This window comes from Streptomyces sp. NPDC028928 (genome assembly GCF_055564915.1).
Genome location: NZ_JBVHVI010000003.1, coordinates 486,297 through 511,869, shown reverse-complemented (window position 1 = coordinate 511,869; position 25,573 = coordinate 486,297). Strand labels below are relative to the sequence as shown.

At 72.4% G+C, this 25,573-nt stretch carries 24 protein-coding genes; 8 read left to right on the top strand and 16 right to left on the bottom strand.

Features of this window, described 5'->3' with window-relative positions; translation table 11 throughout:
• The first annotated feature begins 42 nt into the window (after positions 1 to 42).
• Positions 43 to 1,314, top strand: coding sequence for an LCP family protein (locus tag ACZ4U1_RS11400; RefSeq protein ID WP_467902203.1), 1,272 nt, complete (start codon positions 43 to 45; stop codon positions 1,312 to 1,314).
• Between the two features lie 63 nt (positions 1,315 to 1,377).
• Here ACZ4U1_RS11400 and ACZ4U1_RS11395 read toward each other — a convergent pair whose 3' ends face one another.
• Together ACZ4U1_RS11395 and ACZ4U1_RS11390 are read right to left on the bottom strand one after the other, a co-directional pair.
• Positions 1,378 to 1,740 (bottom strand): four-helix bundle copper-binding protein, encoded by a 363-nt coding sequence (locus ACZ4U1_RS11395; RefSeq protein ID WP_467902202.1) that lies wholly within the window; start codon positions 1,738 to 1,740, stop codon positions 1,378 to 1,380.
• A gap of 166 nt (positions 1,741 to 1,906) precedes the next feature.
• Positions 1,907 to 3,064, bottom strand: a complete 1,158-nt coding sequence (locus ACZ4U1_RS11390; protein ID WP_365703170.1) for an acyl-CoA dehydrogenase family protein — start codon at positions 3,062 to 3,064, stop codon at positions 1,907 to 1,909.
• 181 nt (positions 3,065 to 3,245) lie between these two features.
• Here ACZ4U1_RS11390 and ACZ4U1_RS11385 point away from each other — a divergent pair, with 181 nt between their 5' ends.
• Positions 3,246 to 4,589 (top strand): UDP-glucose dehydrogenase family protein, encoded by a 1,344-nt coding sequence (locus ACZ4U1_RS11385; protein WP_467902201.1) that lies wholly within the window; start codon positions 3,246 to 3,248, stop codon positions 4,587 to 4,589.
• 84 nt (positions 4,590 to 4,673) lie between these two features.
• On the opposite strand, the gene ACZ4U1_RS11380 is transcribed toward ACZ4U1_RS11385, so the two are convergent.
• Positions 4,674 to 5,180 (bottom strand): CGNR zinc finger domain-containing protein, encoded by a 507-nt coding sequence (locus ACZ4U1_RS11380; RefSeq protein WP_467902199.1) that lies wholly within the window; start codon positions 5,178 to 5,180, stop codon positions 4,674 to 4,676.
• A gap of 86 nt (positions 5,181 to 5,266) precedes the next feature.
• Between ACZ4U1_RS11380 and ACZ4U1_RS11375 the strand changes: the two genes are divergently transcribed.
• Positions 5,267 to 5,635, top strand: a complete 369-nt coding sequence (locus ACZ4U1_RS11375) for a VOC family protein (protein ID WP_467902197.1) — start codon at positions 5,267 to 5,269, stop codon at positions 5,633 to 5,635.
• Between the two features lie 21 nt (positions 5,636 to 5,656).
• Positions 5,657 to 6,049, top strand: a complete 393-nt coding sequence (locus ACZ4U1_RS11370; protein ID WP_467902195.1) for a VOC family protein — start codon at positions 5,657 to 5,659, stop codon at positions 6,047 to 6,049.
• A 4-nt stretch (positions 6,050 to 6,053) separates the two neighbouring features.
• Here ACZ4U1_RS11370 and ACZ4U1_RS11365 read toward each other — a convergent pair whose 3' ends face one another.
• From ACZ4U1_RS11365 to ACZ4U1_RS11350, 4 genes are all read right to left on the bottom strand, one after another.
• On the bottom strand, positions 6,054 to 7,157 hold the full coding sequence (locus ACZ4U1_RS11365; RefSeq protein ID WP_467902193.1) for a dipeptidase: 1,104 nt from the start codon (positions 7,155 to 7,157) through the stop codon (positions 6,054 to 6,056).
• 114 nt (positions 7,158 to 7,271) lie between these two features.
• A complete protein-coding gene (locus ACZ4U1_RS11360) occupies positions 7,272 to 8,465 on the bottom strand; it encodes a dipeptidase (protein WP_467902286.1) in 1,194 nt (397 codons plus the stop codon).
• Positions 8,466 to 8,470: 5 nt separating this feature from the next.
• Positions 8,471 to 8,995: a 5-(carboxyamino)imidazole ribonucleotide mutase gene (purE, locus tag ACZ4U1_RS11355; protein WP_467902191.1), complete on the bottom strand. Its 525-nt coding sequence runs from the start codon at positions 8,993 to 8,995 to the stop codon at positions 8,471 to 8,473.
• The gene (locus tag ACZ4U1_RS11350; protein WP_467902189.1) at positions 8,992 to 10,131 is read right to left on the bottom strand and encodes a 5-(carboxyamino)imidazole ribonucleotide synthase; all 1,140 of its coding nucleotides are present in this window, start codon (positions 10,129 to 10,131) and stop codon (positions 8,992 to 8,994) included. Before ACZ4U1_RS11350 ends, purE begins: the two co-directional genes overlap by 4 nt.
• 182 nt (positions 10,132 to 10,313) lie before the next feature.
• On the opposite strand from ACZ4U1_RS11350, the gene ACZ4U1_RS11345 reads away from it, so the two are divergent.
• Positions 10,314 to 10,817 (top strand): GtrA family protein, encoded by a 504-nt coding sequence (locus ACZ4U1_RS11345; protein WP_467902187.1) that lies wholly within the window; start codon positions 10,314 to 10,316, stop codon positions 10,815 to 10,817.
• A gap of 48 nt (positions 10,818 to 10,865) precedes the next feature.
• Here the strand turns inward: ACZ4U1_RS11345 and ACZ4U1_RS11340 are convergent, their stop codons facing one another.
• Entirely contained in the window at positions 10,866 to 12,137 is a 1,272-nt protein-coding gene (locus tag ACZ4U1_RS11340; RefSeq protein WP_467902186.1) for an ATP-binding protein, read from the bottom strand.
• 36 nt (positions 12,138 to 12,173) lie between these two features.
• A complete protein-coding gene (locus ACZ4U1_RS11335) occupies positions 12,174 to 12,851 on the bottom strand; it encodes a response regulator transcription factor (RefSeq protein WP_189294696.1) in 678 nt (225 codons plus the stop codon).
• A gap of 531 nt (positions 12,852 to 13,382) precedes the next feature.
• Here ACZ4U1_RS11335 and ACZ4U1_RS11330 point away from each other — a divergent pair.
• Positions 13,383 to 14,888: a peptide MFS transporter gene (locus ACZ4U1_RS11330; RefSeq protein WP_467902184.1), complete on the top strand. Its 1,506-nt coding sequence runs from the start codon at positions 13,383 to 13,385 to the stop codon at positions 14,886 to 14,888.
• Positions 14,889 to 14,961: 73 nt separating this feature from the next.
• Here ACZ4U1_RS11330 and ACZ4U1_RS11325 read toward each other — a convergent pair whose 3' ends face one another.
• The 6 genes from ACZ4U1_RS11325 to ACZ4U1_RS11300 all read right to left on the bottom strand — a co-directional run bounded on the left by ACZ4U1_RS11325 (position 14,962) and on the right by ACZ4U1_RS11300 (position 21,474).
• Positions 14,962 to 16,266 (bottom strand): hypothetical protein, encoded by a 1,305-nt coding sequence (locus tag ACZ4U1_RS11325; protein ID WP_467902182.1) that lies wholly within the window; start codon positions 16,264 to 16,266, stop codon positions 14,962 to 14,964.
• A 2-nt stretch (positions 16,267 to 16,268) separates the two neighbouring features.
• A complete protein-coding gene (locus ACZ4U1_RS11320) occupies positions 16,269 to 17,408 on the bottom strand; it encodes a hypothetical protein (protein ID WP_467902180.1) in 1,140 nt (379 codons plus the stop codon).
• Positions 17,405 to 18,283, bottom strand: a complete 879-nt coding sequence (locus ACZ4U1_RS11315) for a COG1470 family protein (RefSeq protein ID WP_467902179.1) — start codon at positions 18,281 to 18,283, stop codon at positions 17,405 to 17,407. Before ACZ4U1_RS11315 ends, ACZ4U1_RS11320 begins: the two co-directional genes overlap by 4 nt.
• A 975-nt stretch (positions 18,284 to 19,258) precedes the next feature.
• Positions 19,259 to 19,945 carry an LPXTG cell wall anchor domain-containing protein gene (locus tag ACZ4U1_RS11310; RefSeq protein WP_467902178.1) on the bottom strand — a complete coding sequence of 229 codons (687 nt, stop codon included), beginning with the start codon at positions 19,943 to 19,945 and terminating at the stop codon, positions 19,259 to 19,261.
• Between the two features lie 165 nt (positions 19,946 to 20,110).
• Positions 20,111 to 20,680 (bottom strand): ATP-binding protein, encoded by a 570-nt coding sequence (locus ACZ4U1_RS11305; RefSeq protein ID WP_467902176.1) that lies wholly within the window; start codon positions 20,678 to 20,680, stop codon positions 20,111 to 20,113.
• Positions 20,681 to 21,096: 416 nt separating this feature from the next.
• Positions 21,097 to 21,474, bottom strand: coding sequence for an STAS domain-containing protein (locus tag ACZ4U1_RS11300; RefSeq protein WP_014673130.1), 378 nt, complete (start codon positions 21,472 to 21,474; stop codon positions 21,097 to 21,099).
• 248 nt (positions 21,475 to 21,722) lie between these two features.
• Between ACZ4U1_RS11300 and ACZ4U1_RS11295 the strand changes: the two genes are divergently transcribed.
• Both ACZ4U1_RS11295 and ACZ4U1_RS11290 read left to right on the top strand, forming a co-directional pair.
• Complete coding sequence (locus ACZ4U1_RS11295; protein WP_467902173.1) at positions 21,723 to 22,619, top strand: RNA polymerase sigma factor SigF; 897 nt, start codon at positions 21,723 to 21,725, stop codon at positions 22,617 to 22,619.
• Between the two features lie 206 nt (positions 22,620 to 22,825).
• Complete coding sequence (locus tag ACZ4U1_RS11290; protein WP_467902171.1) at positions 22,826 to 24,361, top strand: ricin-type beta-trefoil lectin domain protein; 1,536 nt, start codon at positions 22,826 to 22,828, stop codon at positions 24,359 to 24,361.
• 26 nt (positions 24,362 to 24,387) lie between these two features.
• On the opposite strand, the gene hutI is transcribed toward ACZ4U1_RS11290, so the two are convergent.
• Positions 24,388 to 25,563, bottom strand: coding sequence for an imidazolonepropionase (hutI, locus tag ACZ4U1_RS11285; protein WP_467902169.1), 1,176 nt, complete (start codon positions 25,561 to 25,563; stop codon positions 24,388 to 24,390).
• Positions 25,564 to 25,573: the final 10 nt, after the last annotated feature.

Sequence of the window (25,573 nt, the reverse complement as noted above, 5' to 3'; positions counted from 1 at the left end):
TCCACCACAGATACCCCCTGTTACATAACCCCACCATAGCCATTGCACACTGCACCCCCGGGAGGGGTCTGCCCCGCCCCCTCCCCCAACCCCCCACCTCCCCCGCCACCCCCCCCCGCCCCCCGCTCGGCGTACGGCGAACCCGGCCCGGCGGCGCCGCCGTACGGGGCCGGTGTGCCGCGGCAGCCGTCGTACGTCGACGGCCAGGGGCACGAGGAGGGCGCCGGCTACGGCGACTACGACAGCGGCTACAACACGGGCCAGGTCTACGGCGCCCCCGGCGGCAGCGGACCGGGCACCCCGGCGGGTGGGTCCACCCGCTCCCCGCGCCCCGCGCCGAACTGGCGGCGCCGGATCAAGTGGACGGCGATCTCGCTGGCCACCGTGCTGGTCGTCACCTCGGTCGCGACCTACTTCTGGGCCGACTCCAAGCTGCGCCGCGAGGTGGACCTGTCGAAGGTCATCGACCGGCCGGAGGCGGGCGAGGGCACGAACTACCTGATCGTCGGCTCGGACAGCCGTGAGGGCATGTCCAAGGAGGACGAGAAGAAGCTGCACACCGGCGGTGCCGAGGGCAAGCGCACGGACTCGATGATGATCCTGCACGTCGGTGACAACGGCGACACGCTGATCTCGCTGCCGCGCGACTCGGACGTGGTGGTGCCGTCGTACCAGGGCTCGACGTCCGGGAAGACCTACCCGGCGCGGGGCCGGCACGCGAAGCTGAACGCGACCTACGCCGAGGACGGGCCGACGCTGCTGGTCCGCACGATCGAGGCCAACACCGGACTGCACATCGACCACTACGTGGAGATCGGCTTCCAGGGCTTCGCGAACATCGTGGACGCGGTGGGCGGTGTCGAGATCGACATCGACAAGGGTTTCAAGGACAAGTGGTCCGGCGCCGACTTCGAGGCCGGCAAGCAGACCCTGAACGGCCAGCAGGCGCTCGCGTTCGTCCGTACCCGGCACGCGTTCGCCGCGTCCGACCTGCAGCGCACCAAGAACCAGCAGAAGTTCCTGGCCGCGCTGGCCCACCAGGTGGCCACGCCGTCGACGGTGCTGAACCCGTTCAAGTTCTACCCGACCATGGGCGCGGGCCTGGACTCGCTGATCGTCGACAAGGACATGTCCCTGTGGGACCTGGCCTCGATGTTCTGGGCGATGAAGGGCGTCAGCGGCGGTGACGGCACCTCGATGAACATGCCGATCTCCGGCTCCTCCGGCGGCAACCTCGTCTGGGACAAGGCGAAGGTGAAGACGCTGGTGGACGAGCTGAACAAGGACGAGAAGGTCACCGTCTCCGGCAACTGACACCGTCACGCGCACCGGTCCGAGGGCACCCCGCGGGGTGCCCTCGGCCGTGTCGCGGTGGGATCACATGCTGGCGCCCGCCATCGCCCGGCAGGTCTCCGCGCAGCGGCGACACGCCTCGGCACAGCGCATCATCTGCTGGTCGTCCGGCATGGACATACACGCCTCGGCGCACATCTCACAGGCCCGCGCGCAGACGGCGCACATCTCGCCCGACATGGGCGAGCGCCGCATCATCATGTCGGCGCACATGCGGGTCGTCTCGGAGCAGTCCATGAGCGCGCGCATGACCTGCATCTGCGCCTGGCCGCCCTGCTGCATGCAGGAGCTCATGGTCTCCTCGCACATGTTGTGGCAGTTCATGCAGGCGTCGATGCAGTCCTGCATCTGCTGCGTCAGGGCAGGCATCATTCCGGACTGGGTCATGGCTCCTCCTGGGAGGCGATGGGACCCGGGGCGGGCCCCGTGTGCTTCCGTCCTACGACGGGGAGCGGTGTCCCGCATGTCGGGGGACGGCTGCCTGCCCCACGCCGGAACGGCGCCCGGCACGAAGAAGGCGCCCCGCAGGGCGCCTTTCCCGAAGCCCGGTGCCTTACGGCAGGTTGCGGGCCATGACGATGCGCTGGACCTGGTTGGTGCCCTCGTAGATCTGGGTGATCTTGGCGTCGCGCATCATGCGCTCCACCGGGTAGTCACGGGTGTAGCCGTAGCCGCCGAGGAGCTGGACGGCGTCGGTGGTGACCTCCATGGCGACGTCCGAGGCGAAGCACTTGGCGGCGGCGCCCAGGTAGGTGAGGTCGGCGTCGCCGCGCTCGGAGGCGGCGGCGGCCTGGTAGGTGAGGGCACGGGCCGCCGAGATCTTCATGGACATGTCGGCGAGCATGAACTGGATGCCCTGGAAGTCGGCGATCGGCTTGCCGAACTGCTTGCGCTCCTGGACGTAGCCCTTGGCGTAGTCGAAGGCGCCCTGGGCCACGCCGAGGGCCTGCGCCGCGATGGTGATGCGGGTGTGGTCCAGGGTCTTCATGGCCGTCATGAAGCCGGTGCCCTCCTCGCCGATCATGCGGTCGGCGGGGATGCGGACGTTGTCGAAGTAGACCTCGCGGGTCGGCGAGCCCTTGATGCCGAGCTTCTTCTCGGGGGCGCCGAAGGAGACGCCCTCGTCCGACTTCTCGACGACGAAGGCGGAGATGCCCTTCGAGCGCTTCGAGGGGTCCGTGACCGCCATGACCGTGTAGTACTCGGAGACGCCCGCGTTGGTGATCCAGCGCTTCACGCCGTTGAGGACCCAGTGGTCGCCGTCGCGGACGGCCTTGGTCTTCATGCCGGCCGCGTCCGAGCCCGCCTCCGGCTCGGAGAGGCAGTACGAGAACATCGCGTCGCCCTTGGCGAGCGGGGTCAGGTACTTCTTCTTCAGCTCCTCGCCGCCGGAGAGGATCACCGGGAGGGAGCCGAGCTTGTTCACCGCGGGGATGAGGGAGGAGGAGACGCAGGCGCGGGCGACCTCCTCGATCACGATGACCGTGGCGAGCGCGTCGGCGCCGGCGCCGCCGTACTCCTCCGGTACGTGCACGGCGTGCAGGTCGCCTGCGACGAGGGCGTCGAGGGCCTCCTGCGGGAAGCGGGCCTCCTCGTCCACCGCCGCGGCGTACGGCGCGATCTTCGCCTCGACCAGGGAACGGACGGCGTCCCGGAGCATGTCGTGCTCCTCGGACGGGCGGTACAGGTCGAAGTCAGCCGATCCGGCCACGGTCTCTCACGCTCCAAAGACGCAGTGATACTGAGGCTAATTACCGTTAAGTAACTCAAATTTTAGAGCCCTGGCCCTGACCCGCCTACGTGAGCTACACGACAGCGGGGAAATTGCCCGCCGAGGGGCCCGACTATGCTCAGGGGCCGCATCACCGACGTACCCGAGCTGGAGCGCATCCATGAGCCTGAAGATCACCGTGATCGGCACCGGCTACCTCGGCGCCACGCACGCCGCGGCCATGGCCGAGCTGGGCTTCGAGGTGCTGGGCCTGGACGTCGTACCCGAGAAGATCGCCATGCTGGAGCGCGGCGAGACACCGATGTACGAGCCGGGGCTCCAGGAACTGCTGCGCAGGCACGTCGCCGGGATCGAGGGGTCCACCGGGCGGCTGCGGTTCACCATGGACTGGGCCGAGGCCGGCGCCTTCGGCGATGTGCACTTCGTGTGCGTGAACACCCCGCAGAAGCACGGCGAGTACGCGTGCGACATGTCGTACGTCGACTCCGCGATCGCCTCCCTCGCCCCGCATCTGCACGGCCCGGCCCTCGTCGTCGGCAAGTCGACGGTGCCGGTGGGCTCCGCCGACCGGCTGGCCGCCTACCTCGCCGAACACGCCCCGGCCGGCGGCGACGCCGAGCTGGCCTGGAACCCGGAGTTCCTGCGCGAGGGCTTCGCCGTCCAGGACACCCTGCACCCGGACCGGATCGTCGTGGGTGTGCGCAGCGAGCGTGCGGAGAAGCTGCTGCGCGAGGTGTACGCCGGCCCGATCGGCGACGGCACGCCCTTCGTGGTCACCGACTTCCCGACCGCGGAGCTGGTGAAGACGGCCGCGAACTCCTTCCTCGCCACCAAGATCTCCTTCATCAACGCGATGGCCGAGGTGTGCGAGGCCGGCGGCGGTGACGTGGCGAAGCTCGCGGAGGCCATCGGGTACGACGACCGGATCGGCCGCAAGTTCCTGCGCGCCGGCATCGGCTTCGGCGGCGGCTGCCTGCCCAAGGACATCCGGGCGTTCATGGCCCGCGCCGGTGAGCTGGGCGCCGACCAGGCGCTGACCTTCCTGCGCGAGATCGACTCCATCAACATGCGCCGGCGCGGCGCGATGGTCGAGATGGCCCGGGAGGCGCTCGGCGGCGGCTCCTTCCTCGGCAAGCGGGTCGCGGTGCTCGGCGCCACCTTCAAGCCCGACTCGGACGACGTCCGCGACTCGCCCGCGCTGAACGTGGCCGGCCAGATCCACCTCCAGGGCGGCCAGGTGACCGTGTACGACCCGAAGGGCATGGACAACGCCCGCAAGGTCTTTCCGACGCTGGGCTACGCCGACTCGGCACTGGCGGCCGTCCGGGGCGCCGACATCGTGCTGCACCTGACCGAGTGGCAGGAGTTCCGCGAGCTGGACCCGGCCGCGCTCGGCGAGGCGGCGACGGCCCGGGTGATCCTCGACGGCCGCAACACCCTCGACCCGGAGCTGTGGCGGCGGGCCGGGTGGACGTACCGGGCGATGGGCCGCCCCACGGCATAGCCGTGGAAACGGGCGACGCCGGTTCGGCCGAGGCTCAGTCGGCCGAACCGGCGTCTGTTCGCATTCTGCACCACGCCGTGCGGCTCACGCGCCCTTCGCCCGGTACCGCCGCATCTTCGCGCGGGCGCCGCACACCTGCATCGAGCACCAGCGGCCGCGGCCGGCGGGACTGCGGTCGTAGTACGCCCAGTGGCAGGTCTCGGCCTCGCACGCCTTGAGCCTGGCCCAGGTGCCGGCCACCAGCGCCTCGGCGACGGCGGCGGCGACCCGGGAGAGCAGCGGGTCCGTGTCGGCGGGGGCCAGACGGGCCGAACCGTCCTCTTCGTCCACGGCGACGTACAGCGGGGCCCGCGCCAGCAGGGCGTTCAGCGGGGTCACCGCGCGGTGCGGCGGGTGGCCGGCGTGGGCGAGCAGCGTGGCCCGCAGCGACTCGCGCAGTTCCCGGGCCTCGGCCAGGCCGGCCTCCGTGATCCCGAGGCGAGCGCGGCCCTCCGGCGTGTCCAGCGCGTCGGCGCCCGTCTCGATGTCCAGCGTGTTCACCAGGGACTCGATCAGGGCCAGGCCGCCGGGAGCGGCCGATCTCTCGCTCATGCTTGCGACGTTACCTCCGATGCGGGAGTATGCAGTAACCGTTACCGGTTGCCCGCCTCTGCGGGTAACGCATGGAGGAGGTAGTCATGGCTCTCGCCAAGCTCGGTGCCGTGGTGCTGGACTGTCCCGACCCCCGCGCGCTGGCCGGCTTCTACGCCGGTGTGCTCGGCGGCACGGTGGAGGCGGACCCCGAGGACAGCGCGTGGGTCGACCTGAAGGTGCCCGGCGGGCCGACGCTGGCCTTCCAGCGGGCGCCCGGGTTCGTGCCGCCGCGGTGGCCCGCGGCGGACCACTCGCAGCAGTTCCACCTGGACGTGCTCGTGGAGGATCTGGACGCGGCCGAGAAGGGGGTGCTGGAGCTGGGCGCCCGGCCGCTGGACGCGGAGGACCGGGAGCGGACCTTCCGTGTCTATGCCGACCCGGCTGGGCACCCGTTCTGTCTCTGTGCCTGCTGACTCGTTCTGGAGGAGAACACCATGACGTCCGTGGCCCGGCTCCGTAACGTCGTGCTCGACTGTCCCGATCCGCACCAGCTGGCCGCCTTCTACGCGGCGGTGGCCGGAGGGACGCCGCAGCCCGAGGACGACGACTGGGTCACCCTCCAGGTCCCGGACGGGCCGCGGCTGGCCTTCCAGCGGGCCGAGGGCCACACCCCGCCGGAGTGGCCGCGCGCGGACCACAACGGCCAGCAGCTCCATCTGGACTTCGACGCGGGCCCGACCTGGGCGGACATCGACGCGGCCCACGAACGGGTGCTCGCGCTCGGCGCCCGCCCGCTGGACCTGGAGAACCGGGAGACGAAGGACTTCCAGGTGTACGCCGACCCGGCCGGGCATCCGTTCTGCCTGTGCCGGATCGAACGGCCGTGACGCCCTAGGAGCCGTCCAGCTCGGTGATGCGTGCGTTCGAGGCCTCCCGGCGTTGCTGCGCGGCCCGGGCCGTGAAGTCCGCGCTGCGCAGGACCCGCTGCACGTTCCGCCAGGTCAGGAGGGAGAGTTCGGTCTCGGACCAGCCGCGGCGGAGCAGTTCGGCGATCAGGTGGGGGTAGCGGGAGGTGTCGGCCAGGTCCCGGGGGTGGACGGCGCCGGAGTCGTAGGTGCCGGACAGGCCGACGCACTCGGGGCCGGCCACGTCGCGGACGTGGTCGAGGTGGTCGGCGACGTCCCGGACGGTCGGGCCGGTCTGCTCGGCGGTCAGCGGGACCATGCACAGCCCCTTGGCCTCGCCCAGGGCGGCGAGCAGCCCGTCGCCCAGGTTGGCCGGGTGCGGGCGCAGGGCCTGGGCGGCCGAGCGGCTGCACAGGACCGGGGTCTTGGACAGGGCGATGGTCCGCTCGACGGTGTCGGGTGAGGCGCCGGAGACGTCGGCGAGCACGCCGAGCCGGTTCATCTCGCGCACCACCTCCTCCCCGAACCGGGTCAGCCCGGACTCGCCCGCCCAGGCGGTGCCGGCGAGGGTGAGCACGCGCAGCCCGAGGGTGTGCAGGATGCGCAGGAGGCCGAGGGAGTCGTCCAGGGCGGCACCGGGCGCGGGGCCCAGCACCACGGCGACCCGGCCGCAGTTGCGGGCGTCGATGATCTGCCCGGCGGTGCGCACCAGCCGCAGGCCCTCCGGGTGGCTCTCGACCACCGTGCGCACCAGGTCCAGCTGCTCCAGGGCCGCCGTCACCGCACGCTCGGGGCCCGGCTGCTCGGGCAGGTGCAGCGACCAGAACAGGGCGCCGACGTGCCCCTCGCGCAGCCTGGGCACATCGGTGTCGATGGCGGCCTCGCCCAGCTCCAGGTCGTACCAGGGCAGATGGCGCAGTGCCCAGGGCAGGCCGCTGTAGCCGTCGGCGACCGGGTGGGCGTCGAGCAGGGCGTGCGCCCGCTCCAGCAGCTCGCCGTCCGGCTGCTGCCGGACGAAGGGGTCGTCCGGCAGGCCGTCGACCTCGCCGACCTCGGTCGTGGTGGGGATGTCGTCCTGGAGGTCGGCCATGGCGGGCTCCGTGCGTCGTCGTGGGCTACGGCGGGCTGTGGCTGGCGTACCGACACGGTCGCACGGAGCGCGGGGACCCTTCCTGGTGAGTGGGGCGTTCGGGGGTACCCCCGGTCAGCTGCCCCCGTCCGTGCCGTCCAGCGCCTCGATGGTGGCGAGGGAGGGCGCCCGGGTGGCCTGCAGATCCCGGGCCACGTCCTCCGCCGCACCCAGCACACGGGCCGCGTTCTGCCAGGTCAGCTTGGCCAGGTCGGTCTTGGACCAGCCGCGGTCCAGCAGCTCGGCGAGCAGGTTCGGGTAGCCGGAGACGTCGTTCAGGCCGTCCGGGGTGAACGCGGTGCCGTCGTAGTCGCCGCCGATGCCCAGATGGTCGATGCCGGCCACCTCGCGCATGTGGTCCAGGTGGTCCGCGACCGTGGAGACGGTGGCGACCGGGCGCGGGTTGCGCTCCTCGAAGGCGCGGTGGACCTTCATCGCCTCGGCGCTGGTGTCCAGGTGGTGCAGTCCGTGGGCGCGCAGGTTCTCGTCGGCCGCGGCCGTCCAGTCCACGGCGGCCTGGAGGACGAACTTGGGCACGAACGTGACCATGGCCACGCCGCCGTTGGCGGGCAGGCGCTCCAGGACGTCGTCGGGGATGTTGCGGGGGTGGTCGCACACCGCGCGGGAGGAGGAGTGCGAGAAGATCACCGGCGCGGAAGTGGCGTCCAGCGCGTCCCGCATCGTCGTCGCCGCCACATGGGAGAGGTCGACCAGCATGCCGAGCCGGTTCATCTCCCGGACGACCTCGCGGCCGAACGCGGACAGGCCGCCCACGTTCGGTTCGTCGGTCGCGGAGTCCGCCCAGTCCACGTTGTCGTTGTGGGTGAGCGTCATGTAGCGCACGCCGAGCGCGTAGAGGCCGCGCAGCGTGCCGAGGGAGTTGGCGATGGAGTGGCCGCCCTCGGCGCCCATGAGCGAGGCGATACGGCCGTCCCGGCGGGCCGTCTCCAGGTCCGCGGCGGTCAGCGCGGGCGCCAGCTCGGCCGGGTAGCGGTCCAGCAGCCGGCGGACGCAGTCGATCTGCTCCAGCGTCGCCGCGACCGGCTCGGGCTCCTCGCAGGGGACGTACACCGACCAGTACTGGGCGCCGACGCCGCCCGCGCGCAGCCGCGGCAGGTCGGTGTGCAGGTGCTGGTGCTGGTCGCCCGCGATGTCCAGGGCGTCCAGGTCGTAACCGGCCTGCTTGCGCAGGGCCCAGGGCAGGTCGTTGTGCCCGTCGACCACGGGGAACTCGCGCAGCAGCGCGTGGGCTTCGTCCAGGGCGGCCACGGCGGTCACTTCCCGAAGCCGAAGCCGCTGCCCGCGCCCTCGACCTTGGCGCGCAGCCGCTTGCCCTTCTCGGTGGCCTGGTCGTTGAGGTCCTGCTGGAAGTCGCGCATCTTGTGCAGCAGGTCCTCGTCGTGCGCGGCGAGCATGCGGGCCGCGAGGAGACCGGCGTTGCGGGCACCGGCGACGGAGACCGTGGCGACCGGGACACCGGCCGGCATCTGCACGATGGAGAGCAGCGAGTCCATGCCGTCCAGGTACTTCAGCGGCACGGGCACGCCGATGACCGGCAGCGGGGTGACGGAGGCCAGCATGCCGGGCAGGTGGGCGGCACCGCCCGCGCCCGCGATGATCACCTTCAGGCCGCGGTCGGCGGCCTGCTCGCCGTACGAGATCATCTCGCGGGGCATGCGGTGCGCGGAGACGACGTCGACCTCGTAGGAGATCTCGAACTCGTCCAGGGCCTTGGCGGCGGCTTCCATGACGGGCCAGTCGGAGTCCGACCCCATGACGATGCCAACAAGGGGGCTCATTCGGTGATGGTGCCTCTCAGATAGCCGGCTGCGTGACGGGCGCGCTCCAGCACGTCGTCCAGGTCGTCGCCGTAGGTGTTGACGTGTCCGACCTTGCGGCCGGGCTTCACGTCCTTGCCGTACATGTGGATCTTGAGCTTGGGGTCACGGGCCATGCAGTGCAAGTACGCGGAGTACATGTCCGGGAAGTCGCCGCCCAGGACGTTGACCATCACCGTCCACTTGGCCCGCGGGCGCGGGTCGCCCAGCGGCAGGTCCAGGACCGCGCGGACGTGGTTGGCGAACTGCGAGGTGATCGCGCCGTCCTGGGTCCAGTGGCCGGAGTTGTGCGGGCGCATCGCCAGCTCGTTGACGAGGACGCGGCCGTCGCGGGTCTGGAACAGCTCGACGGCGAGGTGTCCCACGACGCCGAGTTCCTTGGCGATGGTCAGGGCCATCTGCTCGGCGTGCAGGGCCAGGCCCTCGTCCAGGTCGGGGGCGGGCGCGATCACGGTGTCACAGACGCCGGCCACCTGCCGGGACTCCACCACCGGGTAGGCGACGGCCTGGCCGTGCGGGGAGCGTACGACGTTGGCGGCCAGCTCGCGGACGTAGTCGACCTTCTCCTCGGCGAGGACGGGGACGCCGGCCCGGAACGGCTCGGCGGCCTCCTCGGCCGACTCCACGACCCACACGCCCTTGCCGTCGTACCCGCCGCGGACCGTCTTGAGCACGACGGGGAAGCCGTCGCCCTCGGCCGCGAACCGGACGACATCCTCCGGGTCGCTGACGATGCGGTGCCGCGGGCACGGGATGCCGATCGCGTCGAGTTTCGCCCGCATCACGCCCTTGTCCTGGGCGTGCACCAGCGCGTCCGGCCCGGGGCGCACGGGGATGCCGTCCGCCTCCAGGGCGCGCAGGTGCTCGGTGGGCACGTGCTCGTGATCGAAGGTGATCACGTCACAGCCGCGTGCGAACTCGCGCAGCGTGTCCAGGTCGCGGTAGTCGCCGATGACGACATCGCTCACCACCTGCGCCGCGGAATCCTGAGGAGTGTCACTGAGAAGCTTGAACCTGATGCCCAACGGGATGCCCGCTTCGTGCGTCATACGCGCGAGCTGCCCCCCGCCGACCATGCCGACTACCGGGAACGTCACACCCCTAGCGTATCGGCCATGTGGAGGAGGCCGGATCGCGTCCCTCCCGCGATCTCTTACCCAGGGCTTCCCCGACTCTTTCCGACCTGTTTCCGGGCCGTGGCCCGGTCCACAGGCACGGGAGGGTCCGCACGGCTAGCATGGCAAGGTCGACAAAACCTACCGACGGGAGCTGCACAGCCATGGAACCTCGTTCCTCGGGGCTGCAACGGCTCGTACGCGAGGTGGTCAAGTTCGGGGCCGTCGGCGGCGCCGGCGTCCTCGTCAATCTCGGCGTGTTCAACCTGGTCCGGCACGTGTCCGACCTGCCGGTGGTGCGGGCCAGCATCATCGCGACCGTCGTGGCGATCGCCTTCAACTACGTCGGCTTCCGTTACTGGACGTACCGGGACCGCGACAAGAGCGGGCGCACCAAGGAACTGACGCTGTTCCTGCTGTTCAGCGCGGTCGGCCTGGTGATCGAGAACGGCGTGCTGTACCTGGCGACCTACGGCTTCGGCTGGGACAGCCCGCTGCAGAGCAACATCTTCAAGTTCGTCGGCATCGGCGTCGCGACCCTGTTCCGCTTCTGGTCGTACCGCAGCTGGGTGTTCAAGGCGCTGCCCGCCCGGGATGCCGTGGCCGGCGCGGAATCGATTCTCGAGCAGGAGTCGAAGAAGCAGGCGCCGCGGCAGCGCGTGCCGTAGGGCCGCGTGCCGTAGGGCCGCGCGCCGTAGGCCGTCGCCGGGTCCCGGCTAGCGGACCGTGGGCCGCTCCTCGTCCGCCTTGCGTGCCGGGGGCGTGCGCGACAGGAACAGGCCGAAGACCGGGGGCTGCGCCTGGAGCAGCTCCAGCCGGCCGCCGTCGGCCTCCGCGAGGTCCCGGGCGACGGCCAGGCCGATCCCCGTGGAGTTCCGCCCGCTGATCGTGCGCTCGAAGATCCGCGCCCCGAGGTCCGCCGGCACCCCCGGCCCCTCGTCGGTGACCTCGATGACGGCCTGGTTGCCGGTGACCCGGGTGCGCAGGGCGACGGTGCCGCCGCCGTGCATGAGCGAGTTCTCGATCAGCGCGGCCAGCACCTGGGCGACCGCGCCCGGCGTGCCCACCGCCTTCAGGTGCCGTTTGCCGGAGCTGACGATGGCCCGGCCGGCGCTGCGGTAGGCGGGCCGCCACTCGGCGAGCTGCTGCTGGATGACCTCGTCCAGGTCGAAGGTGACGGCGGAGCCGGTCCGCGGGTCGCGGGAGTTCGTCAGCAGCCGCTGCACGACGTCCGTCAGCCGCTCGACCTGGGTCAGCGCGATGGTCGCCTCCTCCTTCACCGTCTCCGGGTCGTCGGTGAGGGTGATCTCCTCCAGCCGCATGGACAGGGCGGTCAGCGGTGTACGGAGCTGGTGGGAGGCGTCGGCGGCGAGGCGCCGCTCGGCCGTCAGCATGCGTCCGATCCGCTCGGCGGAGGCGTCCAGGACATCGGCGACCCGGTCCAGCTCGGGGACGCCGTACCGCTTGTGCCGGGGGCGCGGGTCGCCGGAGCCGAGGCGTTCGGCGGTCTCGGCGAGGTCGGTCAGCGGGGAGGCGAGCCGGTTGGCCTGCCGTACGGCGAGCAGCACGGCCGCGACCACCGCGAGCAGCGCGACCAGGCCGATGATCAGCAGGGTCCGGCCGACCTCGCGGGTCACCGAGGAGCGGGGCTCCTGCACGGTGACCGTCTCGCCCTCCTCGCCGCGCTGCGTGGAGTGGATGGTGTCGCCCTCGGGCTTGCTGCCGATCTCGATGGGCGGCTTGCCGGGCATGCGGATGACCGCGTACTGGTCCTTGCTGACCGGGTTGCGCAGGACGTCCGCGTTGACGTTCTCGGCGGCGAGGAGCCGGCTGTCCACGATGCTGGCCAGCCGCACCGCCTCCGACTCCACCCGTTCCTGGGCGCTGTTGCTGATCGTCCGCGTCTCGACGATCACGAGGGAGACGCCGAATACCGCGATCACCACGAGGACGACGGCGAGGGTGGACTGGATGAGACGTCGGCGCATGGTCCGTTACCTGTGGGGAATCGCCGGGGCCCGGACTCAGCTCTTCTCGAAGCGGAAGCCCACGCCGCGCACCGTCGCGATGTACCGGGGGTTCGCCGCGTCGTCGCCGAGCTTCTTGCGCAGCCAGGAGATGTGCATGTCCAGGGTCTTGGTGGACGACCACCACGTGGTGTCCCAGACCTCGCGCATCAGCTGGTCCCGGGTCACCACCCGGCCGGCGTCCCGCACCAGCACCCGCAGCAGGTCGAACTCCTTGGCGGTGAGCTGGAGTTCCTCCTCGCCCATCCACGCCCGGTGCGACTCGACGTCGATCCGCACCCCGTGCGTGGCCGGCGGCTGCTGCGGCTCGGCGGCACCGCGCCGGAGCAGGGCCCGCACCCGGGCGAGCAGTTCGGCGAGCCGGAAGGGCTTGGTGACGTAGTCGTCGGCGCCCGCGTCCAGGCCGACGACGGTGTCCACCTCGTCGGCCCGCGCGGTCAGGATGAGGATCGGCACGGTGTGGCCGTCGGCGCGCAGCCTGCGGGCGACCTCCAGGCCGTCCATGCCGGGCAGGCCGAGGTCCAGCACGACCAGGTCGACGCCGCCCTGCATTCCGGCGTCGAGCGCGGCGGGTCCGTCCTCGCGCACCTCGACCTCGTAACCTTCCCGGCGCAGGGCGCGGGCCAGCGGCTCCGAGATGGACGCGTCGTCCTCGGCGAGCAGTACACGGGTCATGAGGTGATGGTAGACCGCCCGGGTGCGGTGCCGGGGTGTGATCGGTTCCCCTGCCTCTTACCTTCGCACGCTGCTGGTACGAACCATTGACCTGGGGATGCGATCGTAGGAGAGACCTTCGAATCCGGTCCCGTGGTTCCCGCGACACCTGTGATCCGCGTCTCAAGTCCTTCCATATCCGGCAGTGTCCTGCCGTATGGTGACCTGAACGCCTGTAGTACACCGGGGACCTTTGGCGGGCAGTGGACGCTGAAGGTCTCTTTCGTGTGCGGGCCGGTCAAGATCACCTTGATCGGCCTTGAAAGGAATGACCTCTGGCCGGGCTCCGGACGCACGTCGCGTCGAGGGGCGTGGATCCCGGTGGTCGCCGTCCGCCACTCCGTGATCCGGAGCGGACTCCCCCTGGGCGTGGGGGTGGACGACCGACCTGCCGGTGCCGGCCGCACCCCCACCGGGCGCGCACTCCCCCAAGCTCGGCTTCGCCGAGCAGGGGGACCCCCAATCGCGCGTCCCGACCAGCAAGGAACGACCATGGCGTCCAGCCTGACGAAGGACTCGGTCCGCCCGGGCACCCCCGGTTCCGAGAAGACCTTCTTCGGCCACCCCCGCGGCCTGGCCACTCTCTTCATGACCGAGATGTGGGAGCGCTTCTCCTACTACGGCATGAGGGCTCTTCTCCCGCTGTACCTGGTGGCCCCGGGTGGCCTGCACCTGAGTGCGGGTACGGCGAGCGCCATCTACGCGGTGTACCTGTCGCTCGTGTACCTGCTCGCCCTGCCCGGCGGCTGGTTCGCCGACCGTCTGCTCGGCCCCCGCAAGACGGTCGCCGTCGCGGGCGGGATCATCATGCTGGGCCACCTGTGCCTGGCGCTGCCGGCCGCCGCGAGCTTCTACGTCGGCCTGGTGCTCGTCGCCATCGGTTCGGGTCTGCTGAAGGCCAACATCTCCACGATGGTCGGCCACCTCTACAACGGCCCGGAGGACCCGCGCCGCGACGGTGGCTTCACGCTCTTCTACATCGGCATCAACCTCGGTGCCTTCGTCGCCCCGCTGGTCATCGGCACCGTCGGTGAGAACGTCAACTGGCACCTGGGCTTCGCGCTGGCCGCGCTCGGCATGGCGCTGGGCCTCGCCCAGTACCTGCTCGGCGGACGCCACCTGAGCGCCAGGAGCAGCGAGGTCCCGACCCCGCTGACGCCCGCCGAGAAGGCCGCCACCCTGCGCAAGGGCCTGATCTGGCTCGCCATCGCCGTGGTCTTCTACGGCATCGTCGGCGGCACCGGCCACTTCACCCTGAACTGGGCGCTGATCCCGCTCACCCTCATCGGCCTGATCGTGCCGATCCTGGTCATCTCCCGCATCCTGCGCGACAAGGACCTGGACACCGCCGAGCGGTCGAAGGTGTCGGCGTACATCTGGTTCTTCGTCGCCGCCGCCGTCTTCTGGATGATCTACGACCAGGGCGGCTCGACCCTGTCGCTGTTCGCCGAGAGCAGCGCCAAGAACTCGGTCCTCGGCTGGGAGTTCCCGGTCTCCTGGTACCAGTCGGTCAACCCGGTCATGATCATGGCCCTGGCGCCGGTCTTCGCCTGGGCGTGGCTGTGGCTGAACCGCCGCGGCAAGGAGCCGAGCACGATCGTGAAGTTCGCCTCCGGCCTGGTGCTGGTGGGTGTGTCCTTCTTCGTCTTCCTCGCCCCGCTGTCGATCGCCGAGGGCGGTCACAAGGCCGCGGCGATGTGGCTGGTCGCGATCTACTTCGCGCAGACCATCGGTGAGCTGACGCTGTCTCCGGTCGGTCTGTCCGTGACGACGAAGATGGCGCCGAAGAAGTACGCCTCGCAGATGATGGGCGTCTGGTTCCTCGCGGTGACCGCGGGCGACTCCGTCACCGCCCTGCTGTCCAACCCCGCCGTGGGGGGCGTCAACCTCGACAGGATGGGCTTCGTCGCCCTGGAGGCCGCGCTCGCCGTGGTCGCCGGTGTCGCGGTGTGGATGTACCGCGGCAAGGTGAAGAAGCTGATGGGCAGCGTCAACTAGTCGCTGGGACCTGGCCGGCGGAGGGCCACCGCATCCGTGGGATGTGGTGGCCCTCCGCCGTGTGCGGGGCCGGCTAGCGCGTCCTCCGTCGTGGCAGCAGCGTGAACACCGCGGCGCCCAGGAGGATCGCCGTGCCCGCGACCAGGCCGAGGGCCTTCAGGGCGCCGTGGTCGTTCGCACCGGTCTCGGCCAGGCCTCCGGAGCCGGAGGTGCTGGTGCCGCCGGCCGAGGTGGAGCCTCCTGACGTGGACGTGCCGCCCGCGGCACCGCCCGGCTGCCCGGTGGTGTCCAGGCTGAGCGAGACCTGCGTCCTGGTCGGCGTGCACGTCGTGGTCGTACCGAGCGCCTTGACCGTCAGCACGCCCGGGGACAGCGTCGAGGTGCCGCTCGCGCCGGGCTTGTAGGTGCCGGTGAGGTCGGGGATCTCGATCGGGTCGCCGGACTTGACCGGGTTCGCGTTCGTCGGCCCCTCCACATGCACGGTGCCCTTGTCGGCGCCGCCCAGCACCACCTCCATGGAGGGCTTCACGGAGTCCTTCGGGATCTCGGCGGGGCTGTTCATCACCGACTTCTTGAACTGCACCGTGAGGGCGTAACTCCCGCCGTCCTTCTTCGCGTTGATCTGTACCGGCGAGGTCGCGCCCTTGTCGCCGATCGGGGTCTTGCAGGCGTACGGGATCTGCACCTCCTTGCCGGTGAAGTCGGTCTGCCCGGTGCCGCCGGTGGCCGTGGGAGTGGCCGTCGCCGTGGCGGTGCTCGTCGAGGTCGCCGACTTGGTCGGGGTCGACGACTTGGTCGGGGTCGACGACTTGGTCGGGGTCGCGGTCGAGGTGCCGCCGCCCGCCGTCACCTGGATCGTCGCCGCCTTCGGCACGGTCTCCTTCGGCGCGCACCTGGTGTCGGTCGACATCGCGTTGACGGTGTACGCGTCCGGCGTCAGCGTCACCTCGCCGGCCGCCGTCAGCTCCAGGCTGCCCTTCATGTCGGACAGCACCATCGCGCCGCCCTTGGGGATCGCGGGGTTCTCCCGGGGGCCCCGCATCGCGATGTCGGCGGTCTGCGCGCCGGCCGCCTTCAGGACGCCGGACGGCTGGACCGAGTTCGCGGGCAGGTCGATGATGTCCGGGTTCTTGGACGCGGCCTGGACGAACTTCCACACGACGTCCACCGTGTCGCCCACCTTGGCCGTGGCCGGCGCGGTGATCTCGACCTTGGTGGTGCCGTCTACGGGGTCGATGCCGGCGGGCGGCACGCAGTGGGTGGCGTACGACACCTCGGCCGCCCGCGCGGGAGCCACCGCCGCGCCCAGCAGGACGCCCGCCGCACAGAACACCAGCAGGGCGCCCGTGCCCCCGGCCGCTGTGCCTCTCCTTCGCATGCTCACGTGGGTCCCTTCGTGGTGGGAGTCGTAGGACTCGTCGGGCTGTCGTCGTGCGGTGCGGAGGTCCGGCCGGCCGGGCCGCCCGGAGCGGAGTCCGGGGCGAACCACGGCAGGGTCGGAGTCGGGGCGGCCGAGCGGGCCGCGGGCGCTGTGGGGGCCGCGGGGGCAGTGGGCGCCGTGGCGGAGGGGGGCCCGGCGGTACGGGACCTCGGGAACGGCAGGCGCAAGGGTGACGGCAGGCGGGGGCGCGGGGCGGGCCGGTGGCGGGCACCGCCGGGGCGGCGCGGGCGGACACGGTCCACCACGGCCATGCCGACGCGGAACAGCGCGGCCGGTACGACCAGGCAGAGCAGGATCCAGAACAGCGTCACGCCCCACGGCCGGCTCACGCCCCACGGCTGCTCGGCGAGCACCCGGCCGCCGTACTTCAGCGTCACGGTGTACTCGCCGTGCGCCCCCGCCGACAGTTCGACCGGGAGCTTGACCTGCGCCTTCTTCCCGGGAGCCAGGGTGCCGTGCCACTGCCGCTCGTCCCACTCGGGGGCGAAGACGCCGTGCGCGGTGCCGACCTGGAACACCGGGTCCTGGATCGGGCTCGTGCCGGTGTTGCCGACGGTGAGGACCAGGGTGCGGCTCGGCGGCGCCCCGAACCAGGTCAGCAGCCCGCTCGACCCGGTGAGCCGGGTGTCGGACAGCACCGCGAGCCGGCCGGCGGAGCGCTCGGCGGGCAGCGGGGCCACGGGGTGCCCGGCGACCTCCAGGACGGCGTCCGCCTCGGCCTCGGCACCGGTGACGGTGGCGACGTGCACCACGCAGGGGCAGGGTACGGGCGGCTCGGCGACCGGCAGTCTCCGGCTGAAGGCACCGTCGGCGTCGGTGGTCACGGCCCGCCCGTCGCCGTTGGCGCAGGAGTTGGTGCCGCCGAGGACGCCCCGGGCCGGGGTGGCCCGCCCGCACACCAGCACCATCAGCAGCGTACGAGGCCGCCAGCCGCTGCCGCTGACGGTGACCGCCCCGCCGGCTCCGGCCTGCCCCGCCGACAACCGCACCCGCGGCCCGTCCGCCGCCCGCCCCACCCCGGCCGTCTGGGCCAGGGCCAGCAGCAGGACGACGACCACCAACGGCACGCCCCGCCTCACGACACCGCTCCCGCCGTGTCCGGCCGGTGCGCGGCGCGGGCACGCCGTCTCCGCAGGACTACGGCCGTACCCGCCGTCACCGCCGCCGCGCCGGCCACCGCGCCCCAGGGGACGTACGCGGCCGAGGTGCTCGCGGTGTCGCGCGCGCCGCCCGCCGCCGTGACCGTCAGCCGTACCCGTGCCTCACCCAGCAGCGGCCGGTCGGGCCACGGCTCGCTGAACGTGCGCCGGGCGCCCGGGGGCAGCCGGGCCGGCAGGGTGCGCGGGGCGCGGTCCAGGACCCGGCCGAAGACTCCGTCGGCACGCACCGCGAGCTTCGGCACGAGGACGGTCGTACCGCGGTTGACCAGGTCGTACGTGATCCGGTCGGCGTGTACGGCGAGGTGCTCGACGGTCAGCGCGGCGAGCGCGGGGCCGCCGACGCGCAGCCGGACCGGCACGGACGCGGTACGGCCGTGCGTGTCCCGCGCGAGGATCGCGCCGGTACGGTCGCCGGGTGCGGCGCCCTGCGGCACGGTCATCGTGAAGGGCACCTCGGCACGGGTGCGGGCCGGAACGGTGACGGCGGTCCGGGCGAGGGTCGCCGGCACACCGGTGCCGCGCAGCCGGACCGTGACCGGTGTCCGGCCGCGGTTGGTCACGGCCACCGTGTCCTCCAGCACCGCCCCGGGCCCGCCCTCGGCGTAGAACGCGGGGCGCGCGTCCCCCGACGGCGCCAGCGACCAGCCACCGGCCCCCGCGAGCGCGGGCGGGGCGGCGGCCGGCACCGCAGGCGGAAGACTCAGCAACAGGCTCGCCAGCGCGAGCGGCGTGCGCAGGGATGACGGTGACAGTCGGGGTGGGGGTACCCCGGGGACGCGGACGGCGGTCGGCATGGGCAGCTCCAGCGGTGGTGACCGGACGGTTCAACGGGGGCGCCGGGGCGGTGGGGTGGGGTGGGTGACTGGGGCGGTGACCGGGGCGGGTGAGCGACGGGCTGACCGGGGTGCGGTCTGCGGCGGGGGCTGACCGGGTCCGGTCTGCGGGCGGGGCGGGTCATGCGTGCGGGGTTGGCTCGAGGCGGGTCTCCCGGAGGGGTATCTGGCGTGGCCCGGGTCTGCGGCGGCGGGTCTCCCTCCGGGTGGATCTGCGGACGGGCGTCTGGCCTGGGCCGGGTCTGCGGCGGCGGGTCTCCCTCCGGGTGGATCTGCGGACGGGCGTCTGGCCTGGGTCGGGTCTGCGGCGGGGGGTCTCCCTCCGAGTGGGTCTCCGGACGGGGGCCTGGCCTGGGCCGGGTCTGCGGCGGGAGCCTCCCTCGGGTCTGCGGCGGAGCCTTTTCGGGGTCGGTCTGCGGCGGGCGTCTGACCTGGGTCGGGCCTGCGGCCGGCGGGTCTCCCTCCGGGTGGATCTGCGGACGGGGGCCTGGCCTGGACCGGGTCTGCGGCGGGGGCCTCCCCCCGGGGTCGGTTTGCGGCGGAGTCTTTTCGGGGTCGGTCTGCGGCGGGCGTCTGACCTGGGCCGGGTCTGCGGCCGGCGAGTCTGCCTCCGGGTGGATCTGCGGACGGGGCCTGGCCTGGACCGGGTCCGCGGCGGGAGCCTCCCTCCGTGTCGGTCTGCGGCGGGTCTCCTCGAGGTCGGTCTGCGGACGGGGGCCGGGGCTGCGGCGGCGGGTCTCCCTCCGGGCTGGTCTGCGGGGGCTGGGCCGGGCCTGTGGGGGCTGGCTCGGGCCGGGCCTGTGGGGCGTCTGGCTTGGGCTGGGTCTACGGCGGACGGTCTGATCTGGGTCAGGTCGGCGGGGGCCAGCGGGGTCCGCGGCGGGCGGTTCGTCCCGGGGCCGGTCAGACCTGCCGGGGCGGGCCGGCCCGGTCCGGTCAGCGGCGGGCCGGCTGTCCCCGTCGGGTCAGCCACAGGGCGCCCGCCGCTCCGGCGAGGAGGACCGTGCCGCCGAGTGTGCCGAGGGCGACCGCGGAGTCCGCGGGGCCGGTCTGCGGAAGCTGCCCGGCGGACTCGGTGCCGCCCGAGGACGAGGACGAGGAGGAGGAGCCGCCGGCCGCTTTCACTTCCAGGGTCAGGGACGGCTTCGGGCTGTTGGTCGGCGTGCACGTCGTCGTCGTACCGAGCGCCTTGATGGTGAGCGTGCCCGCCGTGAAGGTCACCTTGCCGCTCTTCTTCGGCGTGTACGCAGCGCTCAGGTCACTGATCTTGATCGGGGTGTCGGCCGGGATCGCGGCGGAGTTGGCGGGGCCGGTGACGGCGAGCGTGCCGCTGTCGGCGCCGCCCAGTTCGATGGTGGCGCTCGGGCTCATCGCCCCCTTGCCCAGCTCGACCGGGCTGGAGGAGACGCCCTTCTGCCAGGACATGGTGATCTTGTAGCCGCTGCCGCTCCTGGTGCTCTTGATGTCGATGGGCGAGACGGCGCTCTTGACGCCGATCGGGGTCTGACAGCGGTAGTTGACGTCGACGACGTCGGCATGCGCGGCCGGCGCGGCCAGCAGCACCGCCGAGCCGGCCAGGGCCGCGGCGGACGCGAGCGCGGCGGTTCGCTTCGGGTACGACACGTTCGGTCCACCCCATTCATTCCTGACGGCACATCAGATTCGGCCGTCAAGGTACGCCCGGGGTCGTGAGGAAGGAAGACACGGCGCACGCCGGAGTTGTGGCGATCCGGCGTGCGCCGAGGGGTGTTGGAGTGGAGACCGTGGCCCGGGTGGTCGTACGGAGCGTCAGGCGGGGGCGCCCAGCTCCGCCCAGACCGTCTTGCCCGGGGCGTCCGGGGCGCGGACGACGCCCCAGTCCAGGCACAGCCGCTGCACGATGAACATGCCGTGCCCGCCGGGGCGGCCGGCGCGGTGCGGGGTGCGCGGGGCCGGCTGGCCGGCGCCCCGGTCGGAGACCTCCAGCCGGATCACCTTGTTGTCGCAGGCGAGCCGCAGTTCGTCGGGCCCCTCGGCGTGCAGGCAGGCGTTGGTCACCAGTTCGGAGACCACGAGCAGCACGTCCTCGGCCGCGGCCCGCTGGTCGGCGCCGGCGGCGGGCAGCCAGCCCCACGCGTACAGCGCCTGGCGGGTGAAGTCGCGGGCGAGCGGGACGACCCCGCTCTCGCCTTCGAGGCGGAGTCTGCGGACCTGCCGCCCCCGCGCCTGGGGCGTGCCGTCGGCCGGCACGGTCGGCGCGGACGGCGCGGCTGCCCCCGTGGCTGCGCCGACAGCCGGCGCCTCCCCCTCGGACACCCCGGAAGCGCCGCTGGGCTCCGGGCCGCGGTCGCCCGGCGAGTAAGGCCGGGTGGTGCTCATCAGCGCTTCACCTCACCGATTCACCAGTTCACGATTCAATAGTCCGGTCAATTGTCCGGTCGGCAGCCCGGTGAGCGGTCCGGTCGGCCGTCCGGCCGGAGGGCCGTACGACGTCGGTGCCGGCCGGTCGTACGCCGTCCGCGGGTTGTGTGCACCCCGTCCGCCGCGGGCCGCCGCCCGGGCGAGGTCCCGTACCCGCCCGTCCGCCGGACGCGTGTTCCGTCCGGGTCGTACGTTCCGTCCAGGTCGTTCTCCGGCCTCCGTCGGGTTCCGGCGGCCGGTGGCCGGCGAAGGCCTCCTGCGTTCTTCTGCCCTCTCCTGCCCGGCCGATCCGGCGGAACACCCCCGTATTGGACGTGACGCACGCGACGCCCACGGGGGCCGGTGCGCGGACCGGTCCCGGCGGGGTCGGCGGATCAGTCGGCACCGTCGGCCAGGGCCGCCTCCAGGGAGTCATGGACGGTGAAGACCGCCTCGGCCCCGGTGATCTCGAACACGCGGGCGACGACGGGCAGCATCCCGGCGAGATGGACCCCGCCTCCGGCGGCCTCCGCCTTCAGCCGGGCGCCGAGCAGGACGTTCAGCCCCGTGGAGTCGCAGAACTCCAGACGTGAACAGTCCACCACGAGCCGCGAGAAGCCCTTGGCCAGGAGGTCGTCGAGGGGCTCACGCAAAAGATCGGCGGTGTGGTGATCGAGCTCACCCGCCGGTGTCACAACGGCGCTGGAGCCCTCTTCCCGCACCTCCACCAGAAGCCGGCCCGACTGTGCGCTGCCGACCGTCCCGTGGTCCATGCCGTCTCTCTCTCCCGAGGTCGTGGCTGCTGATGCCCTCGAACATTACGCCTTCTATGCGCACTCCGACACCCGAACATCCGCACACAATCGGACATATCACCACAGAACGCACTTGCGACCCGCTCGGTGCACCGGGTAGGGCTAGTAAGGACACACACCCCTACACGCCGGCTTCGGAGGCGCCGCACACCGCAGTGCACGTTCTGGCTTCGGCAGCCATATGCCGAGAACGATGGAGGACACCCATGTCACCCCGGCTCGACGCATCGCATACCCCGATCGCGACGTCGACACCCCCACCGGAACAACTGGATCATCCCATCGACACCCTCGACCTCTTCGAGGGACTCCCGGAGATCCCCCCGTACGACGAGATCGGCCCGGTCGACGCGCGGGCCCTGTCCAAGACCCTCTTCGAGCGCCTGGAGTCGCTGGAGGAAGGGACGCACGAATACTCGTACGTCCGCAACACCCTGGTCGAGCTGAACCTCGCGCTCGTCAAGTTCGCCGCCTCCCGCTTCCGCTCCCGCAGCGAGCCGATGGAGGACATCATCCAGGTCGGCACCATCGGCCTGATCAAGGCGATCGACCGCTTCGAACTCTCCCGCGGCGTCGAGTTCCCCACCTTCGCGATGCCGACCATCATCGGCGAGATCAAGCGGTTCTTCCGTGACACCTCGTGGTCCGTGCGCGTCCCGCGCCGGCTCCAGGAGCTGCGGCTCGACCTCGCCAAGGCCGGCGACGAGCTGGCGCAGCAGCTGGACCGCGCCCCCACGGTCGCGGAACTCGCCGAGCGCCTCGGCCTCTCCAACGAGGAGGTCGTCGAGGGCATGGCGGCCTCGAACGCCTACACCGCCTCCTCGCTGGACGCCCAGCCCGAGGAGGACGAGTCCGAGGGCGCGCTCGCGGACCGCATCGGGTACGAGGACCACGGGCTGGAGGGCATCGAGTACATCGAGTCGCTCAAGCCCCTGATCGCCGAACTCCCGCCCCGGGACCGGAAGATCCTCTCCCTGCGCTTCGTGGCGAACATGACCCAGTCGGAGATCGGCGAGGAACTCGGCATCTCCCAGATGCACGTGTCCCGGCTGCTGTCGCGCACGCTGGGACGGCTGCGCAAGGGGCTGACGCTGGAGGAGTGACCCTCCGTCCATGAGGCGGCTCGGCAGACGGCGCCGGGCCGCTTCGCCGTGCCCGGGGCCTGCCCCACCGGCCACCGGGTGCCCCGCGCCCCAACCGTTATGCGGTTACCGGCGGAAACCTCTTTGCAGCGCCCGCCCCCTCCACCACTATGGCCCCCCGAACCGGCTGGTATGTCAGCCGGTTCGGGGCAGCCGGAGGGGGTCGCATGGCCGAGGGGGAGCACGCCGGGGCGGGGAGCCACGAGGACGCTCCGGACGCACGGCTGACCGAGCTGCTGCGCTCCCCCACGCACACGGCGTACCCGGCGCTCCAGGAGCTGCGCCGCCGGCACCACCCGGCGGTCCTCGGCTACGCCCGGCTGTGCGCGGCGAGCGAGCCCGTGGCCCGCCGGCTGGCGGCGGAGACGTTCACCACGGCGGCCCGCGAGACGGCCAGGGGCGTCGAGCCGGCCGTCGCCCTGCGCCACCGGCTCCTGCTGCTCACCGCCCGGCTGGCGGCCGGCTGGGCGCGCGACGAACGCTCCGTGGGCGTCGACCCGGGTCTGCTGCTGGCCCTGAACGCGGCCGGCCGCCCCGAGGGCCCGACCCCGCCGCTCCTCCCCGCTTTCCGCTCGCTGCCGTCCCGCACCCAGGGCCTGCTCTGGTACGGCGTCGTGGACGCGGAACCCGCGGAGCGCGCCGCCGCCTTCCTCGGCCTGCACCCCGCTGACGTCGTCCACGGCACCCCGCAGGCCCTCAAGGTGCTGGCCCAGGCCTGTCTCCGGCACCGTCTGGCGGCCTCGGACGACCCGCGCTGCGCGGACTTCCGGCGGCTGATCGAGGAGGCGGTACGGCCGGACGCCCCGCGCCGCAGCGCCGGCCTGGACGCCCACATGGCGCACTGCCCGCACTGCACGGCCGCGTTCGAGGACCTGCGGGCGCTGCGGGACGCACCGCGGCAGACCCTGGCCGAGGGCCTGCTGCCCTGGCGCGGAACGGCGTACCTGCACCAGGCCGAGCCCCCCGCCCCCACCACGGCGGACGCACCGGAACGCCCGCCCCGGCGTCGCGTCCTGCTCGGTTCGGCGGCCCTGGGTGTGGCCCTGGCCCCGCTCCTGGTCCTCCTCCTGACCCCGTCGGACACCTCCGACCGGCAGCCGACGGCGGCGGCCCCCGCACCCCCGCCGGTGACGGTGACGGCAACGGTCTCCCTCACCCCGTCCCCCACCGCCGCGTCCCCGTCTGCGAAGTCCCCTTCCCCGAGGCCGACCTCACACCGCCCGGCCCCGAGCCCGACCCCCACGCCGACCCGCCGCAAGCCCCCGAGCCCGACGCCCCCACCCGTCCCGCCCGCCCCGCCGGGCACCGCCTACGCGCAGGTGGTGAACCTCGCCACGGGCCGCTGCCTGGACATCCGCGACGGCGACCTGTCCCAGGGCAATGACGTCGTCACGGCCCCCTGCGGCCCCTCCGCCACCCAGCGCTGGCGCGTCGACCCCTACCTGAGCGTCCTCCGCTCGGCGGCCGACGAGGACTACTGCCTGGACAGCCGGGGCTCGGCCGACCGGGGCGTGGGCATCTGGGAGTGCGACTCGGTCTACGGCCGCAACGGCGTCAACCTGCGCTTCACCGTCGACCCCGACGGCACGATCCGCCCGTACATCGCCGTCGGGCGGGCGGTGACCCCGGACGGCCGGCAGGGGGTGTCCCTGGAACCGCTGGACGACGACGTCGACCAGCGGTGGCGGGCCGGGGCGGGGTGAGGTGGGGGGAAGTGACGTGGGACCGCTCAGACCACCCGGACCCCGCGCCGCCACACCCCGCTGACCAGCGGAACGCCCGGGCGGTAGGCCAGGTGGACGTGGCTGGGGGCGTCGAGGAGGGTCAGGTCGGCGCGGGCGCCCGGGGTGAGGCGGCCGATGTCGGTGCGGCGGAGGGCGGCGGCACCGCCTGCCGTGGCCGACCAGACGGCCTCGTCCGGGGTCATCCGCATGTCGCGGACGGCCAGGGCGATGCAGAAGGGCACGGAGGAGGTGAAGGACGAGCCGGGGTTGCAGTCCGTGGAGAGGGCGACCGTCACGCCGGCGTCCAGGAGACGGCGGGCGTCCGGCCACGCGGCGCGGGTGGAGAACTCGGCGCCGGGGAGGAGCGTGGCGACGGTGTCGCTGTTCGCGAGGGCGTCGACGTCCGCGTCCGTGACGTGGGTGCAGTGGTCGGCGCTGGCCGCGTCCAGTTCGACGGCCAGCTGGACGCCGGGGCCGTACGAGAGCTGGTTGGCGTGGATGCGGGGGTGCAGGCCCTTCGCCTTGCCCGCCGCCAGGATCGCGCGGGCCTGGTCGCCGTCGAAGGCGCCCTTCTCGCAGAAGACGTCGATCCAGCGGGCGTGCGGCGCGCAGGCGTCCAGCATCTCGCCGGTGACCAGGGCGACATAGGCCGCCGGGTCGTCGGCGTAGTCGGGGCTGACGATGTGCGCGCCGAGGTACGTCACCTCGTCGGTGTGCTTCGCCGCGAGGCGCAGGGCGCGGAACTCGTCCTCGACGGTCAGGCCGTAGCCCGACTTGGTCTCGAAGGTGGTGGTGCCCTGGCGGAGGGCCTCGGTGAGGTAACGGGTGAGGTTCGCCTCCAGTTCCGCGTCGCTCGCGGCCCGGGTGGCGGCGACCGTGGTGCGGATGCCGCCGGCTGTGTAGGAGCGGCCGGACATGCGGGCGTTGAACTCCTGCGTCCGGTCGCCCGCGAAGACCAGGTGGGAGTGCGAGTCCACGAAGCCCGGCAGCACCGCCCGGCCGCCCGCGTCGACCCGGTTGTCAGTGGCGGGTGCTTTGCTTGACTCACCGGTCCACACGACACGGTCGCCGTCGATGACGACGGCCGCGTCCTGGATCAGACCGAGAGGGGAGCCGTCACCGAGGGAGGGGTCGTTGGTGACCAGCGTGGCGATGTTGGTGATGACGGTGCTGCTGCTCATGGTGTCCTCG